Origin of the sequence: Nocardioides aquaticus (genome assembly GCF_018459925.1) — a bacterium.
GTDB lineage: Bacteria > Actinomycetota > Actinomycetes > Propionibacteriales > Nocardioidaceae > Nocardioides > Nocardioides aquaticus.
Map to the genome: position 1 here is coordinate 4,455,332 of NZ_CP075371.1, position 14,474 is coordinate 4,469,805.

The following is a 14,474-nucleotide window of genomic DNA, read 5'->3' on the forward strand; positions in this document are numbered from 1 at the left end:
TCGCCTCCTTGAGGTGCGCGGCCGGTGCCGCGCTCGATGTCCTCACTGAACCACGCCGACCCAGCGCCGTACTCCCCCGGATGGAGGGGCTCAGCGGCGGGCGAAGAGCTCGACGAAGCGCGCCAGCAGCCGGGTCGGCTCGGTCACCGTCGCGGTGCGCGCGGCCGCCTTGACCGCCTCGGCCGCGGCCGGCTCGAAGTAGCCGTGGTGGCGGTAGACCTCGATCCGGGTGCACAGGGCGTCCACGTCGAGCTCGGGGTGGAACTGGGTGGCGTAGACGCGGGTGCCGATCCGGAAGGCCTGCACCGGGCAGGACGGCGCCGTGGCCAGCAGGACCGCACCGCCCGGCAGTGCCGAGACGGCCTCCTTGTGGCCCAGGAAGACGTCGAAGGAGCCCGGCAGGTCGGCGGTCAGGGGGTCGGTGCGCCCGGCGTCGGTGAGGGTGACGGTGACCGCCCCGATCGGCTCGGCGAAGGTGCGGTCCACGGCGCCCCCGCGCAGCCGCCCGAGCGTGCCGATGCCGTAGCAGGCGCCCAGGAACGGGAAGTCGGCGTCGACGACCTGCTCGGCGAGGTCGGCCAGGCGCGCCTCGGCGCGGCGCTGGGCCGGCGACTTCAGGTCGTCAGGGTCGCTGACGTTGTACGGCCCGCCGCCCAGCACGATGCCCGACCAGTCGTCGAGGTCGAGCGGGGGCAGCTCGTCGCGCTCGAGGCGGACGCGCCGGAGGTCGCGCTCGGCCAGCCCGGAGAACCGGAGCACCGCGTCGTACTCCCCGTCGGCGGCGAGGTCCTCGGCCCGGGTGCCGAGGAAGAGGAAGGGACGCACGGGTCAGTCGGCCTGCACCGCGACGCCGCGCTCGAGCAGGCCGTCGACGTCGGTGACGCCCCACGCCGCGAGCGCCGCACGGGTCTGCTGGCCGGGGCGGGCCGGCGGGGGCGTGGACAGGGACGCCGCGGTGCGGGAGAAGCGCGGCGCGGGGGCCGGCTGCACCCGCCCGTGGTGCTCGACGTAGGTGCCGCGGGCCGCGAGGTGCGGGTGCTGCCGGGCCTCGCTGATCCGCAGCACCGGCGCGACGCAGGCGTCGGTGCCCTCGAAGACCTCGGTCCACTCGGCCCGGGTGCGGGAGGCGAAGCGGGCGGTGATCAGCTCGCGCATCTCGGCGTACCGGTCGAGGTCGGCCTGCCCGGGGCTCTCGTCGGTGATCCCGAGCAGGTCGAGGAAGGCGGCGAAGAACTGCGGCTCCAGCGCACCGACGCTCATGTGCTCGCCGTCGGAGGTCTCGTACAGGTCGTAGTACGGCGCGCCGCCGTCGAGGAGGTTGACCGCGCGCTCCTCGCGGAAGGTGCCGGCGCCGACGAAGGCCGCCGTCATGGTGTTGACGTGGGCGGTGCCGTCGACGATCGCGGCGTCGACGACCTGGCCCTGCCCGGAGAGCCGGGCCTCGAGCAGGGCGGCGAGCACCCCGATGACGAGGTAGGTCGACCCGCCCCCGAAGTCGCCGACGAGGTTGGTCGGGAAGTGCGGGCGGGCCGGGTCCTGGCCGAGGCCGAACAGCGCGCCGGACAGCGCCACGTAGTTGAGGTCGTGCCCGGCCGCGCTCGCCAGCGGCCCGTCCTGGCCCCACCCGGTCATCCGGCCGTAGACCAGGCGCGGGTTGCGGGCGTGGCAGTCGGCCGGGCCCAGCCCGAGCCGCTCGGTCACCCCGGGGCGCATCCCCTCAAGGAGCACGTCGGCACCCTCGACGAGGTCGAGCACCGTCGCCACCGCCTCGGGCTGCTTGAGGTCGAGGGCCACGCTCGGCCGGCCGCGGTTGAGCAGGTCGTCGGGACCGCCGACCAGGAACGAGCCGCCCGGCCGCTCGACGCGGATCACGTCGGCGCCGAGGTCGGCCAGGATCATCGCGGCGTGCGGGCCGGGCCCGATCCCGGCGACCTCGACCACCTTCACCCCGCGCAGCGGTCCGGTCCCGCGCCCCAGCGCGTACTGCTCCTGCCCCTGCTGCTGCTCCGACATGCCCGCATCCTGGCACGGGTCGTTGACACCGGTGGTGTCACGGTCTTGGGCGCCGCGAAGTCCCCGGTCGGCCGGGGACCTCCGAACACGTCGGGCTCTGCAAAGGCCGACATGTTCGAAACCTGCCCGTCCAGCCCCGGGCCGGGATGACGCTCAGCCCGGCAGCACCCGGCGCAGGAACTGCCTCGTACGCTCCTCGCGCGGCGCGGTGAGGATCTGCTCGGGAGGGCCCTGCTCGAGGATCCGGCCCTGGTGCAGGAAGCAGACCGTGGTGGCGACCTCCCGGGCGAAGGACATCTCGTGGGTGGCCAGCACCATCGTGGTGCCCTGCTCGGCCAGGCGGCGCACGATCGCGAGCACCTCGCCGACCAGCTCGGGGTCGAGCGCGGCGGTGATCTCGTCGAGGAGCAGCAGGCTCGGCTCGGTACAGAGGGCCCGGACGAGCGCGGCACGCTGCTGCTGGCCGCCGGAGAGCCGGTCGGGGTGCTGGCCGGCGTGCTCGGCCAGGCCGAACTCCTCCAGCAGGGCCCGGGCCCTGGCCTCGGCCTCGCGCCGGGGCACGCCGTGCACCCGGCGCGGCGCGAGGGTGCAGTTGTCGAGCACGGTCAGGTGCGGGAAGAGGTTGTAGGCCTGGAACACGGTGCCCATCCGTGAGCGGACCTCGCGCTGGTCGACCAGCGGGTCGGAGATCTCGCGGCCCTCGAGCAGGATCCGGCCGTCGTCGATGTCCTCGAGCAGGTTCACGCAGCGCAGCAGCGTCGACTTCCCCGACCCCGACGACCCGATCAGGCAGACGACGTCGCCCGCACCGACGCTCAGGTCGACGTCGTCGAGCACGAGGCGGGGCCCGTACGTCTTGCGCAGCCCCCGGACCTCGAGCAGCGGGCCGGTCGTGGGGCCGGTCGTGGGGCCGGTCATCGGGCCGGTCACCGTGCGCCCGCCCGCTCGCGCTCGGCGTAGCGACGGCCGAGGGCGTCCGTGAGGCGGGCCAGCGGGACCGTGAGGACGACGAAGAAGACGGCGACCACGACGTACGGGGTGTAGTTGAAGTTGTAGTTGGCGTAGTCGCGGGCGCTGAAGAGCGCGTCGAACAGCGACACCGAGGCCACCAGCGCGGTGTCCTTCTGCAGCGAGACGAAGTCGTTGAGCAGCGGGGGCACGACCCGGCGCACGGCCTGCGGGACCACCACGAAGCGCATTGCCTGGCCCCGGGACAGGCCGAGCGCGTCGGCGCTGGCCAGCTGCGAGGGGTGCACCGACTCGATGCCGGAGCGGAAGACCTCGGCGACGTAGGCGCTGTAGGAGACGACCAGCGCGACGGTGGCCCAGAAGAAGATCGAGGTGGGCACGCCCTGCAGGCCGAGCGAGGGCATCCCGAAGACCAGCAGGAAGACCAGCACGAGGGTGGGGATGCCGCGGAAGACGTCGGTCCAGACCACGGCGATCGCGCGCAGCGGCACCATCAGCGGCGCGCGGGACTGCCGGGCGAGGGCCAGCCCGAGCCCGAGCGCGAGGATCAGCGGCTCGGCGATCAGGAACATCGTGACGTTCAGCCAGAACCCGTCGAGGATCGCCGGGAAGGACTCGCGGGCGTGGAACGGGTCGAGGAAGGTCTCCTGCACCGTCGGCCACCCCGGGGAGCTGACGACGCCGAGCACGAGGCCGCCGACGACCAGCACCGTCGCGGCGGTCGCGACGAGCACCGACCTCCGCCGGCGACGGCGACGGACGTCGCGCCGCTCGAGCTCGCGCCCGCTCGGCGTCCAGGGGGCCTGCAGGTCCGTCACGGCAGGGTCGGCACCGAGACCGAGTCCGAGAGCCACTGCTGCTCGAGGTCGGCGAGGGTGCCGTCCTCGGTCAGGGTGGCCAGGGCCTGGTCGACGCACGGCACGAGCGAGGAGCCCTTCTCGAAGAGCATCCCGAACTCCTCCTGCTCGCCGGTCTCGGGCTGGAACTGCCCGACGATCGTGGAGCCGGGGATCTCGACGGCGGAGATGTAGAACGCGGTCGGCAGGTCGGCCAGGATCGCGTCGACCTGGTCGTTCTGCAGGGCCTGCTTGGCGGCGTTGGTGTCGTCGAAGACCAGCGGCTCGGTCGAGGGCTGGATGATGTCGCGGATCGCGGTCAGCGAGGTGGTGCCGGTCTGGGCGCCCAGGCGCAGGTCGGTGAGGTCGTCGAGGGACGCCGCCTCGGCGCCGGCGCTGCCCTCCAGCGCGACCACGGCCTGGGAGGCCTGGTAGTAGCCGTCCGAGAAGTCGACGGCCTCCTCGCGGGCCGGGGTGATCGAGATCTGGTTGATGTCGAAGTCGAAGGTCTTCGGGCCGGAGGCGTAGGAGGAGTTGAACCCCACCGTCACCCACTCGACCTCGTCCTCGGCGAAGCCGAGCTCCTCGGCGACCGCGTAGGCCACCGCCGACTCGTAGCCCTCGCCGTTGGTCGGGTCGTTGTCGACGAACCACGGCTCGAAGGCCGGGGAGTCGGTGCCGACCGTCAGCGTCCCGGGCGTCTGCGTCTCGAGCTGGTCGGGCGTGCACTCGTCGGCGGCCGCGGCGTCCCCGCTGGTGTCCTCGGCGGTCTCCTCGACCGGCGCGCAGGCCAGCGCGGCGACGAGCAGCGGGACGGTGACGAGGGAGACCCGGGCGGCTCGGGCGGGGCGGCGCAGCAGCATGGGTGGATCGTAGGCCGCGCGGAGGCGTACGGGCGCCCGCGTCCACGGGGGTGGGCGCCGGGCGTGGTGGGGGTCACGGGTGCGACGGCGGGGACGGGGACCGGCGGGGGTTCTGGGACCGGCGGGGCTGACGGCACGCCGTCATCGGGCGCGGTAACACCCACGGGCCGGCCGGACACTACGGGGACATGAGCACCCACGACCACCGCGACGAGTTCACCCGCTCCTGGGGGCGCGACGGGCCGCGCGTCGCCGCCTACGTGCGCCGTCACGTGCCGTCCGCCGACATCCAGGACGTGGTGGCCGAGACGTTCCTCCAGGCCTGGCGACGCTGGGACGACGTCCCGGAACCACCGATCGCCTGGTTGATCGGCGCCGCCCGCAAGGTCGTCGGCAACCACCGTCGCGCGGCAGGTCGTCGTACTGCGCTCACCGACCGCCTGGTCCTGCTGTCGTCCGCGGCCGCGGCAGCCGACGACGCGGGCGTCGTCGCCGCCGAGCGGCAGGAGGCGCTCCGCGTCCTCGCCGCCCTGCCCGACGAGCAGCGCGAGGCGCTGCTCCTGCTGGCCTGGGACGGGCTGACGACCGCGGAGGCGGCCGCCGTCGTCGGCATCCGCAGCGGCACCCTCCGGGTCCGAGCCCACCGGGCCCGCCAGGCGCTGGAACGCGGTGCCGGCGACCGTCCCCTGCACGTCCGGCCGCCACGAGCGTGGCCATGAACAACGGGAGCACCCGATGAACCACCACGACACCGTCAGCCGTCTCGCCCCCACCCCGCAGGAGCTCGACCCGCAGTGGTCGACGACCACGCTGGCCAGGATCCTGGCCGAGCAGCCGACCGCCCCTCCCCGCCGCCGACGGGTGGTCGCGCTCTCGGCCGCTGGGCTGCTGGCCCTCACCGCCGGCGCCGGGACCGCCGTCGCCCTCACGGGCCCGGGCGAGGTCGTCAAGGAGGCGATCCTCGGCTTCGCCGAGTCACCCGACACCACGGGACACGGCCTGGGCCGTCTCGAGGACCCGCTGCTGGTCGCCGAGTTCGAGGACCGGACCGGTCACTTCGCGCTGTGGATCGCCGGATCCTCGACCGGCAGGACGTGCTACGCGTTCAGCCACGGAGAGAGGGCGTGGGACGGCACCGGCGTCCCGACGGAGGCCCAGCTCGAGTACGGCTGCGACCCGTTGGTCGTCGGACCCGACGGGAGGTCGACCCTCCTGGTTACGCGGCCCGACCAGCTCGGCGGGTTCTTCGACGACCAGCGGAACCCGATCGTCTACGGGGTCTCGCCGTACGCCGACGCCGTCGCGGTCCGTGTCACGGGGGACGGGGTGGACCGGACCCTCCCGGTGCGGTCGGACTCGCTCGGCTACGGCGCGGCCCTTCCGGAGGCCGCCTCCGCCAGGGCCGTCACGCTGACCTTCCTCGACGCCGCGGGCGTGGAGCTGGGCTCCAAGCGGTCGGTCGCCCCCGTGGGCTGACGCCCCGGGGGCGGGTGTCTTGCAACTCGTTGCATAGGTGCGGCACGATGGCGGCATGGCCCTCGAGCACGTGCTCCTGGTCGCGCTGCGCGAGCAGCCCGGCTCCGGGCTCGAGCTGACCCGCCGGTTCGAGCGCTCGCTGGGCTACTTCTGGCACGCCACGCACCAGCAGATCTACCGCGTGCTGGCCCGGATGGAGGCCGACGGGTGGGTCGCGGTCGAGACCGTCGCCCAGTCCGGGCGGCCCGACAAGCGCACCTTCACGGTGACGACTGCTGGCGAGGACGCCCTTGCCGCTTGGCTGGCCTCACCGACGCCGATGGAGACCTTCCGCAGCGAGCTGGCCGTCAAGCTGCGCGGGGCGTCGTACGGCGACCGCGCCGCGGTGCTCGACCTCGCGCGCGCCCAGCTGGTCGAGCACACCGCCCGGCTGACGCACTACGAGCAGCTGTCCGACCGCGACTACCCGGACCCCGCCGCGCTGACCGGCCCCGACCTCGACCGGCACCTGGTGCTGCGCGGCGGGATCGGCCTGGAGCGGTTCTGGGTCACCTGGCTCACCGAGTACCTGGAGGCACACGCATGACCCAGCCCACCGCCGGCACCGACCCCGCGAGCACCCCGTACCCGCACCTGCTCGAGCCGATCACCCTCGGCGGAGCCAGCGGCACCGGCGGGCTGACCCTGCGCAACCGCGTGGTGATGGGCTCGATGCACACCGGGCTCGAGGACACCGTCCGCGACCTCCCGAGGCTCGCGGCGTACTTCGCGGAGCGGGCGCGCGGCGGGGTCGGGCTGATCGTCACCGGCGGGTACGCCCCCGACAAGCGCGGCTGGCTGAAGCCGCTGGCCTCCGAGATGACCACCCGCCTGCAGGCGATCCGCCACCGCGAGGTGACCGGCGCGGTGCACGACGAGGGCGGCGCGATCGCGCTGCAGGTGCTGCACGCCGGGCGCTACGGCTACCACCCGTTCAGCGTCTCGGCCTCGCGCCGCAAGTCGCCGATCACGCCCTTCCGGCCCAGCGCGCTGACCTCGCGCGGCGTCGACCGGACCGCCACCCACTTCGCCCGGACCGCCGCCCTGGCGGTGAAGGCCGGTTACGACGCCGTCGAGGTGATGGGCTCGGAGGGCTACCTGATCAACCAGTTCCTGGCCTCCCGCACCAACGACCGCACCGACGCCTGGGGCGGCAGCGCCGAGAAGCGGATGCGCTTCCCGCTCGAGGTGGTGCGCCGCACCCGCGAGCTGGTCGGCGGCGACCTGCCGGTCGTCTACCGGATCTCGCTGCTCGACCTGGTCGAGGGCGGGCAGACGTGGGAGGAGGTCCTCGAGCTGGCCCAGCGCCTGGTCGGCGCCGGGGTGACGGTGCTGAACACCGGCATCGGCTGGCACGAGGCGCGGGTGCCGACGATCATCACGCAGGTCCCGCCGGGGGCCTGGCGCGACGCGACCGCGCGGCTCCGCGCCGACCTGCACGCGTCGGGCCACGTGGTCCCGGTCTGCGCCTCGAACCGGATCAACACCCCCGAGATGGCCGAGGAGGTGCTGGCCACCGGCCAGGCCGACCTGGTCTCGATGGCCCGGCCGCTGCTGGCCGACCCGGCGTTCGTGGCCAAGGCCGCGGCCGGTCGGGCGGACGAGATCAACACCTGCATCGCCTGCAACCAGGCCTGCCTCGACCACGCCTTCGCCAACCGCACGGCCTCCTGCCTGGTCAACCCGCGCGCCTGCCGCGAGACCACACTGGTGCTGGCCCCCACCCGGTCCCGGGCCCGGGTCGCCGTGGTCGGCGCCGGGCCGGCCGGGCTGGCCACCGCCGTCTCGGCCGCCGAGCGTGGCCTCGCGGTGACGCTCTTCGAGCAGCGCCCCGAGATCGGCGGGCAGTTCCGGTACGCGATGGCGGTGCCCGGAAAGGAGGACTTCGCCCACACGCTGCGCCACTACGCGCGCCGCCTCGAGGTGCTCGGCGTCGACGTGCGGCTGTCCACGGGCGCGACCGTCGCGGACCTGCGCGGCTTCGACGAGGTCGTCGTCGCGACCGGCGTCGAGCCGCGGGTGCCCGACCTCGAGGGCGTCGACCACCCCAGCGTCGTCACCTACGCCCAGGTGCTCTCCGGCGAGGTCGTCCCCGGTGCCCGGGTCGCGGTGGTCGGCGCCGGCGGGATCGGCGTCGACACCAGCCACTTCCTGGCCCACGACCCGGCCGAGACGCTCCAGGACTGGAAGGACCACTGGGGCGTCGGCGACCCGGCCGTGCACCCCGGCGGCCTGACCGGACCGACGCCGCGCACCCCGGCGCGCCGGGTGACGCTGCTCCAGCGCAAGACCTCGACCATCGGCCGCGACCTCGGCAAGACGTCGGGCTGGGCGCACCGCGCGGTGCTGAAGCAGTCCGGCGTCGAGCAGGTCCGCGGGGTGACCTACACCCACGTCGACGACGCCGGCCTCCACGTCGTCGTCGACGGCGTCGAGCGCGTCCTCGAGGTCGACCACATCGTGCTCTGCGCCGGCCAGGAGTCCGTCCGGGGCCTGTACGACGCCCTGGCCGCCCTGCCCGGGGCCGGTCGACCGCGCCTGCACCTGGTGGGCGGCGCCGACCTGGCCGCGGAGCTGGACGCCGAGCGGGCCATCGAGCAGGGCACCCGGGTGGCCGCCGCGCTCGGCGAGCACCTGCCGGACCGCGCGGCGAGCACCACCCCGGTCGGCGCCCCCGCGTAGCGTCGCCGGCGTGAGCGACCTGGTCCACGACCTGCCCGACGACACGATCCGCGACGCGCTGCCCCTGAAGTGGGGCTCGGTCGCGCCCGGGGTGCTCCCGGCGTTCGTGGCCGAGATGGACTACGCGCTGGCGGCGCCGGTCGCCGACGCGGTCGCCGCCGCGGTCCGCCGCGGCACCACCGGCTACGCCCCGCTGGGCGACCTCGGGGTCGGCGAGGCGTACGCCGGGTGGGCGCACCGGCACTGGGACCACGCCGTCGAGCCGGACGCCTGCGTGGTCACCGGTGACGTGATCGCGGGGATCCGGCTGGTCCTCGAGACGCTCTGCGCGCCGGGCCCGGTCGTCGTCCCGCTGCCGTGCTACCCCCCGTTCCGCGACATCGTCGCCGTGAGCGGCCGCGAGGCGGTCTACGTCACCACCGACCCCGACGCGCCCGACCAGGAGTCGGCCGGGCTCGACCTCGCAGCGGTCGAGGAGGCCTTCGCCGCCGGCGCCCGCACCCTGCTGCTCTGCAACCCGCACAACCCGCTGGGCCGGGTCCCCCGCCGGTCCGAGCTCGAGGCGCTGCGCGACCTGGCCGACCGCTACGGGGCCCGGGTCGTCTCCGACGAGATCCACGGCCCGCTGGTGCTGCCGGGGCTCCCTGCCGACCTGGGGTTCACGCCGTACGCCGGCATCGACCCGCGGGCGGTGACCGTGACGAGCGCGTCGAAGACCTTCAACACCGCCGGGCTGCACTGCGCGGTCGTGGTCGCGCCGGACCACGCCGACCGGGCGCTGCTGCGCGGGGTGCCGCTGGTGCAGAACCACGCCTACTCCCCGCTCGGCATGGTCGCGGCCCGGGTCGCGTGGGGCGAGGGCGACGCGTGGCGGGCAGCGCTGGTGGAGCGGCTCGGCCACCAGCGCGACCTGCTCGCCGACCTGCTGACCACGCACCTGCCGCGGGCGAGGATGCGACGGATGGAGGCGACGTACCTGCCCTGGCTGGACCTGCGCGCCTACGGCCACGACGACCCGGCGGCCGTCGCGGTCGGTCACGGCGTCGCGCCGGCGCCCGGGCAGGCCTACCAGCCCGGGCTGGCCGGCCACGTGCGACTCAACGTCGCCACCAGCCCCGCCCGGCTCACCACGATGGTGGAGAGACTGGCCGCGGCCGTGGCCTGATCCGGCACCACGTCCCGTCAGGAACCGTTCACCCGTCGCCCCCCGCGAGGGGTATCGGGACGTCACCCGCACGGCGCACGCTGGACGCATGAGGATCTCCGTCATCGGCTGCGGCTACCTGGGCGCCACCCACGCCGCCTGCCTGGCCGAGCTGGGCCACGACGTGCTCGGCGTCGAGACCGACCCGCGGCAGCGGGCGCTGCTCGCGAGCGGCGAGCTGCCCTTCCACGAGCCCGGCCTGGACACCCTGCTGGCCACGCACGTCGCGTCCGGCCGGCTGCGCTTCACCGACTCCCTCGCCGAGGCCGCCGCCCACGCCGACCTGCACTTCCTCTGCGTCGGCACGCCGCAGCGCCGCGACGGCCGGGGCGCCGACCTCGCCCAGGTCGACGGGGCGGTCGAGGGGCTGGCGGTGCACCTGGACCGGCCGGCGTACGTCGTCGGCAAGTCCACCGTCCCGGTCGGCACCGCCGCCCGCCTGGCCCGCCGGGTCGCGGAGCTGGCCCCCGCCGGCGCCGACGCCGAGCTGGTCTGGAACCCCGAGTTCCTGCGCGAGGGCCACGCCGTGGAGGACACGCTGCGCCCGGACCGGGTCGTGATCGGCGTCGACACGCACCGCCCCGAGGGCGAGGGCCTCGGCGGCAAGGTGCTGCGCGAGCTGTACGCCCCGCTCGAGGACGCCGGCGTGCCGGTGCTGGTCACCGACCTGCCCACCGCCGAGCTGGTCAAGGTCTCCGCCAACGCCTTCCTGGCCACCAAGGTCTCCTTCGTCAACGCCGTCGCGGAGGTCTGCGACGCCGCCGGGGCCGACGTGGTCGCGCTGACCGAGGCGCTGGGCCACGACGTGCGGATCGGCAAACGCTTCCTCTCCCCCGGCATCGGGTTCGGCGGGGGCTGCCTGCCCAAGGACGTCCGCGCCTTCGGCCACCGCGCCGGCGAGCTCGGCGTCGCCAGCATGGCCGACCTCCTCGGGGTCGTCGACGACGTCAACCTGCGCCAGCGCAGCCGTACGGTCGCCGCCGCCACCGCCATGCTCGGCGGCTCCGTCACCCGCGCGCGGATCGGCGTGTGGGGGGCGGCGTTCAAGCCCGGCAGCGACGACGTGCGCGACTCCCCGGCGCTGGCCGTGGCCTCCGCGCTCCAGGCGCGCGGCGCCTCGGTGGCCGTCTACGACCCGGCCGCCCGGGAGACCGGACGCCGGATGGCGCCCGACCTCGACCACGTCGGCTCGGCCCTCGACGCCGCCCGCGGCGCCGACCTGCTGCTGCACCTGACCGAGTGGCCCGAGTTCGCGGCCGCCGACCCGGTCGCGGTCGGCGCCGCCGTACGCCGCCCCCTGCTCCTCGACGGTCGCACCACGCTCGACCCGGCCCCGTGGCGCGCCGCCGGCTGGACGGTCCGGGGGCTCGGGCGCCGCTGAGGCGGCCCTGCGGGGCCGTACCTGACGGGCAGGTTGCGAACATGTCGGCCTTTGCGAAGCCCGACATGTTCGGAAGTTCCCGGCCGACCGGGGACTTCCGGCCGCCCTACCCCGCGTGCCGGGGCTGGGCGGCGATCAGCGCGGCGTACCGGTCGAAGGACACCGTCGGGGTCCGCGCGCCGGTGGCGTGGTCGACGTGGACGAAGCCGTAGCGGTGGGCGTGGCCGGCGGTCCACTCGAAGCCGTCGAGCAGGCCCCGGGCGTAGTACCCGCGGACGTCGACGCCGCGGCGCACGGCCTCGGCCACCGCCTGCAGGTGCGCCCGGTGGTAGCCGTCGCGGGCCTCGTCGTGCACGACCCCGGCGGCGTCGGGCTCGGCGTCCACGGCGCACCCGACCTCGGTGACCAGGATCGGCGGGAGGGCGGCACGGAACCGGGCGCGGAGCACGACCAGCCACTCCCGCAGCGCGTCGGGCACCACGGCCCGGCCGTCGTCGGTGGTCGGGTGGCCGATCGGCTCGAGCACCTGCCAGGGCGCGGGCGCGTCCTCGGCCGCGGCGGCCACGCGGAGCGGGCCGTCGTAGTTCACGCCGTAGAAGTCCAGCGGCTGCCGGATCATCGCGAGGTCGCCCGGGGAGACCAGGTCCTGCATCAGCGGGGCCAGGTCGGCGGGGTAGCGGCCCAGCAGCATCGGTTCGAGGTAGAGCCCGTTCCACACCGAGTCGAAGAGCTTGGTCGCCCCCACGTCGGCGGCGTCCTCGCTGGCCGGCCACATCGGGGCGTGGTTGTTGGCGCAGCCGACCTCGCGGGCCCCGGCGGCGCGCAGCGCGACGGTGGCGTGGCCGTGGCCCAGCAGCAGGTGGTGCGCGGCCCACAGCCCGTCGAAGTAGAGCGCGCGACCCGGGGCGTAGGCGCCGCTGCCGTAGCCCAGGACGCCCATCACGGCGGGCTCGTAGACCGGGATCCAGGCGGCGACCCGGTCGGCGAGGCGCCCGGCGACCACGGAGGCGTGCTCGGCGAAGCGGTGCACGGTCTCCGGGTTCAGCCACCCGCCGTCGTCCTCGAGGCCCTGCGGCAGGTCGTGGTGGTGGAGCACGGCGACCGGTGAGACGCCGGCCTCGAGCACCCGGTCCACAAGCCGGTCGTAGAAGTCCAGGCCGCGAGGCTCCAGCGGCCCGCGACCGTCCGGCTGGACCCGCGTCCAGGAGACCGAGAAGCGGTAGTCGTCGACGCCGAGGCGGCCGAGCAGGGCCGCGTCCTCCTCGACCCGGCCGAAGTGGCCGGCGGCGACGTCGCCGGTGGTGCCGTCGGCCACGACGCCGGGCACCCGGGCGAAGGTGTCCCACACGCTGGCCCCCCGGCCGTCCACGTCGGTCGCGCCCTCCACCTGGTAGGCCGAGCTGGTCACGCCGAAGCGGAACCCCGGGGGCAGCACAGGGACACCCGCGCCCGGCGGGACGAGCTGGCCGGACCCTGGTGCGGACACGGGCACAATGATGCCCGTGACGGTGGAGATCCGACGGGGAATGGCGCGTTTCACGAGCAGGGACGCGGGGCGGCTGACCCGGCACGCCCTCTCGTTCGGGCCGCACTACGACCCCGACCGGCTGCGGCTGGGGCCGATGGTCTGCCACGACGACCACGTCCTGGGCGGCGGGCGCGGGTTCGAGACCCACCACCACGAGGACCTCGAGATCCTCACGTGGGTCGTCGAGGGCGCGCTGGACCACACCGACTCCCTCGGCACCGACCGCCGGCTGGCCGCGGGCTCGCTGGCCCTGCTGTCGGCGGGGTCCGGCGTGGAGCACTCCGAGACGGCCGCGCCCGGCGTCCCGTCGCGCTTCGTCCAGGCCTGGCTGGTGCCCGACGAGCCCGGCCTGCCCCCGGCGTACGGCGCGACCACCCCGGCGCCGGTGCACCTCGACGGGCGGGCGGCGCTGCTCGCCGCCGGTCCCGGGGTCGTCGGCGGTGAGGACGCGGCGCTCCGGCTCGGCACCACCGGCGCGGCGCTCCAGGTCGTCCGGCTCGAGGCCGGCCAGGAGCTCGCGCTGGGCCCGGACACCTCGCCGCCGGGCAGCCTGCGCCACGTCTTCGTGACCACCGGGGCGCTGCTCCGCTTCAGCCTCGCCGAGCCGCTCGCGGCGGGCGACACCCTCGTGGTCGACGGGCCCGAGGCGCAGGCGGCCGCCACCGTGGTCGCCGCGGTGGCCACCGAGCTGATGGTCTGGACGTTCGCCTGAGGGTCCCCGCACGGCCACCGGGACGTGGCACCCTCGCGGGACCGTCACCCGTCGACCCGAGGAGATCACCGCCATGCGCAGCAGCCTGTTCGAGCAGGGCCACCAGGAGGTCCAGGCCACCGAGCGCTTCTCCCAGCAGAACTCGCAGATGCTGCGCGTCGCGCTGGGCGAGGACGTGCTGGCCGTGAAGGGCTCGATGGTGGCCTTCCAGGGCGACATCTCCTTCACCCACGAGGGCGCCGGCAGCGCGATGAAGCTGCTGAAGAAGATGGTCACCGCCGAGGACAACCCGCTGATGCGGGTCAGCGGCCGCGGCGAGGTCTTCTTCGCCCACGAGGCCGGCTACCTCTTCCAGGTCGAGCTCGACGGCGACGCGCTGAGCGTCAACGGGCGCAACCTGCTGGCCTTCGACGCCGGCCTGCAGTGGGACATCCACCGCACCAAGGGCGCCGGGATCATGGCCGGCGGGCTGTTCAACACCACGCTGACCGGCCACGGGACGGTGGCGCTGTGCACCGTCGGGCAGCCGGTGCTGCTCGACTGCCGCCAGCAGCCGACCTACGTCGACGTCCAGGCCTGCGTGGCGTGGTCGGCCAACCTGGTCCCCCAGGTCGTCAACAGCATGAAGATGAGCTCGCTGGTCCGCGGCGGCTCCGGCGAGGCCTTCCAGTACGCCTTCCAGGGCGACGGGTTCGTGGTCGTCCAGCCGTACGAGTGGAAGCCGCCGTCGGCGAACACCTCCAGCTGAGCCGGGTGCTGCGTGGTCGTGGC

At 74.9% G+C, this 14,474-nt stretch carries 14 protein-coding genes; 8 read left to right on the forward strand and 6 right to left on the reverse strand.

Features of this window, described 5'->3' with window-relative positions; translation table 11 throughout:
* Positions 1-90 precede the first annotated feature (90 nt).
* The 5 genes from ENKNEFLB_RS21640 to ENKNEFLB_RS21660 all read right to left on the reverse strand — a co-directional run bounded on the left by ENKNEFLB_RS21640 (position 91) and on the right by ENKNEFLB_RS21660 (position 4,681).
* On the reverse strand, positions 91-825 hold the full coding sequence (locus ENKNEFLB_RS21640) for a glutamine amidotransferase (protein WP_214057229.1): 735 nt from the start codon (positions 823-825) through the stop codon (positions 91-93).
* Between the two features lie 3 nt (positions 826-828).
* A complete protein-coding gene (locus tag ENKNEFLB_RS21645) occupies positions 829-2,013 on the reverse strand; it encodes a CaiB/BaiF CoA transferase family protein (RefSeq protein WP_275955927.1) in 1,185 nt (394 codons plus the stop codon).
* 153 nt (positions 2,014-2,166) lie between these two features.
* Entirely contained in the window at positions 2,167-2,931 is a 765-nt protein-coding gene (locus ENKNEFLB_RS21650; protein ID WP_214057230.1) for an amino acid ABC transporter ATP-binding protein, read from the reverse strand.
* Between the two features lie 8 nt (positions 2,932-2,939).
* Complete coding sequence (locus ENKNEFLB_RS21655; protein WP_246535733.1) at positions 2,940-3,800, reverse strand: amino acid ABC transporter permease; 861 nt, start codon at positions 3,798-3,800, stop codon at positions 2,940-2,942.
* Entirely contained in the window at positions 3,797-4,681 is an 885-nt protein-coding gene (locus tag ENKNEFLB_RS21660; protein WP_214057231.1) for an ABC transporter substrate-binding protein, read from the reverse strand. The genes ENKNEFLB_RS21655 and ENKNEFLB_RS21660 overlap by 4 nt, the downstream gene beginning before the upstream one ends.
* A gap of 188 nt (positions 4,682-4,869) precedes the next feature.
* Here ENKNEFLB_RS21660 and ENKNEFLB_RS21665 point away from each other — a divergent pair, with 188 nt between their 5' ends.
* The 6 genes from ENKNEFLB_RS21665 (at position 4,870) to ENKNEFLB_RS21690 (ending at position 11,463) form a co-directional block, all read left to right on the forward strand.
* The gene (locus ENKNEFLB_RS21665) at positions 4,870-5,400 is read left to right on the forward strand and encodes an RNA polymerase sigma factor (protein ID WP_214057232.1); all 531 of its coding nucleotides are present in this window, start codon (positions 4,870-4,872) and stop codon (positions 5,398-5,400) included.
* A gap of 16 nt (positions 5,401-5,416) precedes the next feature.
* A complete protein-coding gene (locus ENKNEFLB_RS21670) occupies positions 5,417-6,157 on the forward strand; it encodes a hypothetical protein (protein ID WP_214057233.1) in 741 nt (246 codons plus the stop codon).
* A 55-nt stretch (positions 6,158-6,212) separates the two neighbouring features.
* On the forward strand, positions 6,213-6,743 hold the full coding sequence (locus ENKNEFLB_RS21675; RefSeq protein WP_214057234.1) for a PadR family transcriptional regulator: 531 nt from the start codon (positions 6,213-6,215) through the stop codon (positions 6,741-6,743).
* Positions 6,740-8,878 carry an FAD-dependent oxidoreductase gene (locus ENKNEFLB_RS21680; protein ID WP_214057235.1) on the forward strand — a complete coding sequence of 713 codons (2,139 nt, stop codon included), beginning with the start codon at positions 6,740-6,742 and terminating at the stop codon, positions 8,876-8,878. The genes ENKNEFLB_RS21675 and ENKNEFLB_RS21680 overlap by 4 nt, the downstream gene beginning before the upstream one ends.
* 10 nt (positions 8,879-8,888) lie before the next feature.
* Positions 8,889-10,043, forward strand: a complete 1,155-nt coding sequence (locus ENKNEFLB_RS21685; protein WP_214057236.1) for a MalY/PatB family protein — start codon at positions 8,889-8,891, stop codon at positions 10,041-10,043.
* A gap of 88 nt (positions 10,044-10,131) precedes the next feature.
* On the forward strand, positions 10,132-11,463 hold the full coding sequence (locus ENKNEFLB_RS21690; protein ID WP_214057237.1) for a UDP-glucose dehydrogenase family protein: 1,332 nt from the start codon (positions 10,132-10,134) through the stop codon (positions 11,461-11,463).
* Positions 11,464-11,569: 106 nt separating this feature from the next.
* Here ENKNEFLB_RS21690 and ENKNEFLB_RS21695 read toward each other — a convergent pair whose 3' ends face one another.
* Positions 11,570-12,949: a glycoside hydrolase family 1 protein gene (locus ENKNEFLB_RS21695; RefSeq protein ID WP_246535734.1), complete on the reverse strand. Its 1,380-nt coding sequence runs from the start codon at positions 12,947-12,949 to the stop codon at positions 11,570-11,572.
* 16 nt (positions 12,950-12,965) lie between these two features.
* Here ENKNEFLB_RS21695 and ENKNEFLB_RS21700 point away from each other — a divergent pair, with 16 nt between their 5' ends.
* Both ENKNEFLB_RS21700 and ENKNEFLB_RS21705 read left to right on the forward strand, forming a co-directional pair.
* Positions 12,966-13,703 (forward strand): pirin family protein, encoded by a 738-nt coding sequence (locus tag ENKNEFLB_RS21700; protein ID WP_214057239.1) that lies wholly within the window; start codon positions 12,966-12,968, stop codon positions 13,701-13,703.
* A 73-nt stretch (positions 13,704-13,776) separates the two neighbouring features.
* Entirely contained in the window at positions 13,777-14,451 is a 675-nt protein-coding gene (locus tag ENKNEFLB_RS21705) for an AIM24 family protein (RefSeq protein WP_214057240.1), read from the forward strand.
* Positions 14,452-14,474 lie beyond the last annotated feature (23 nt).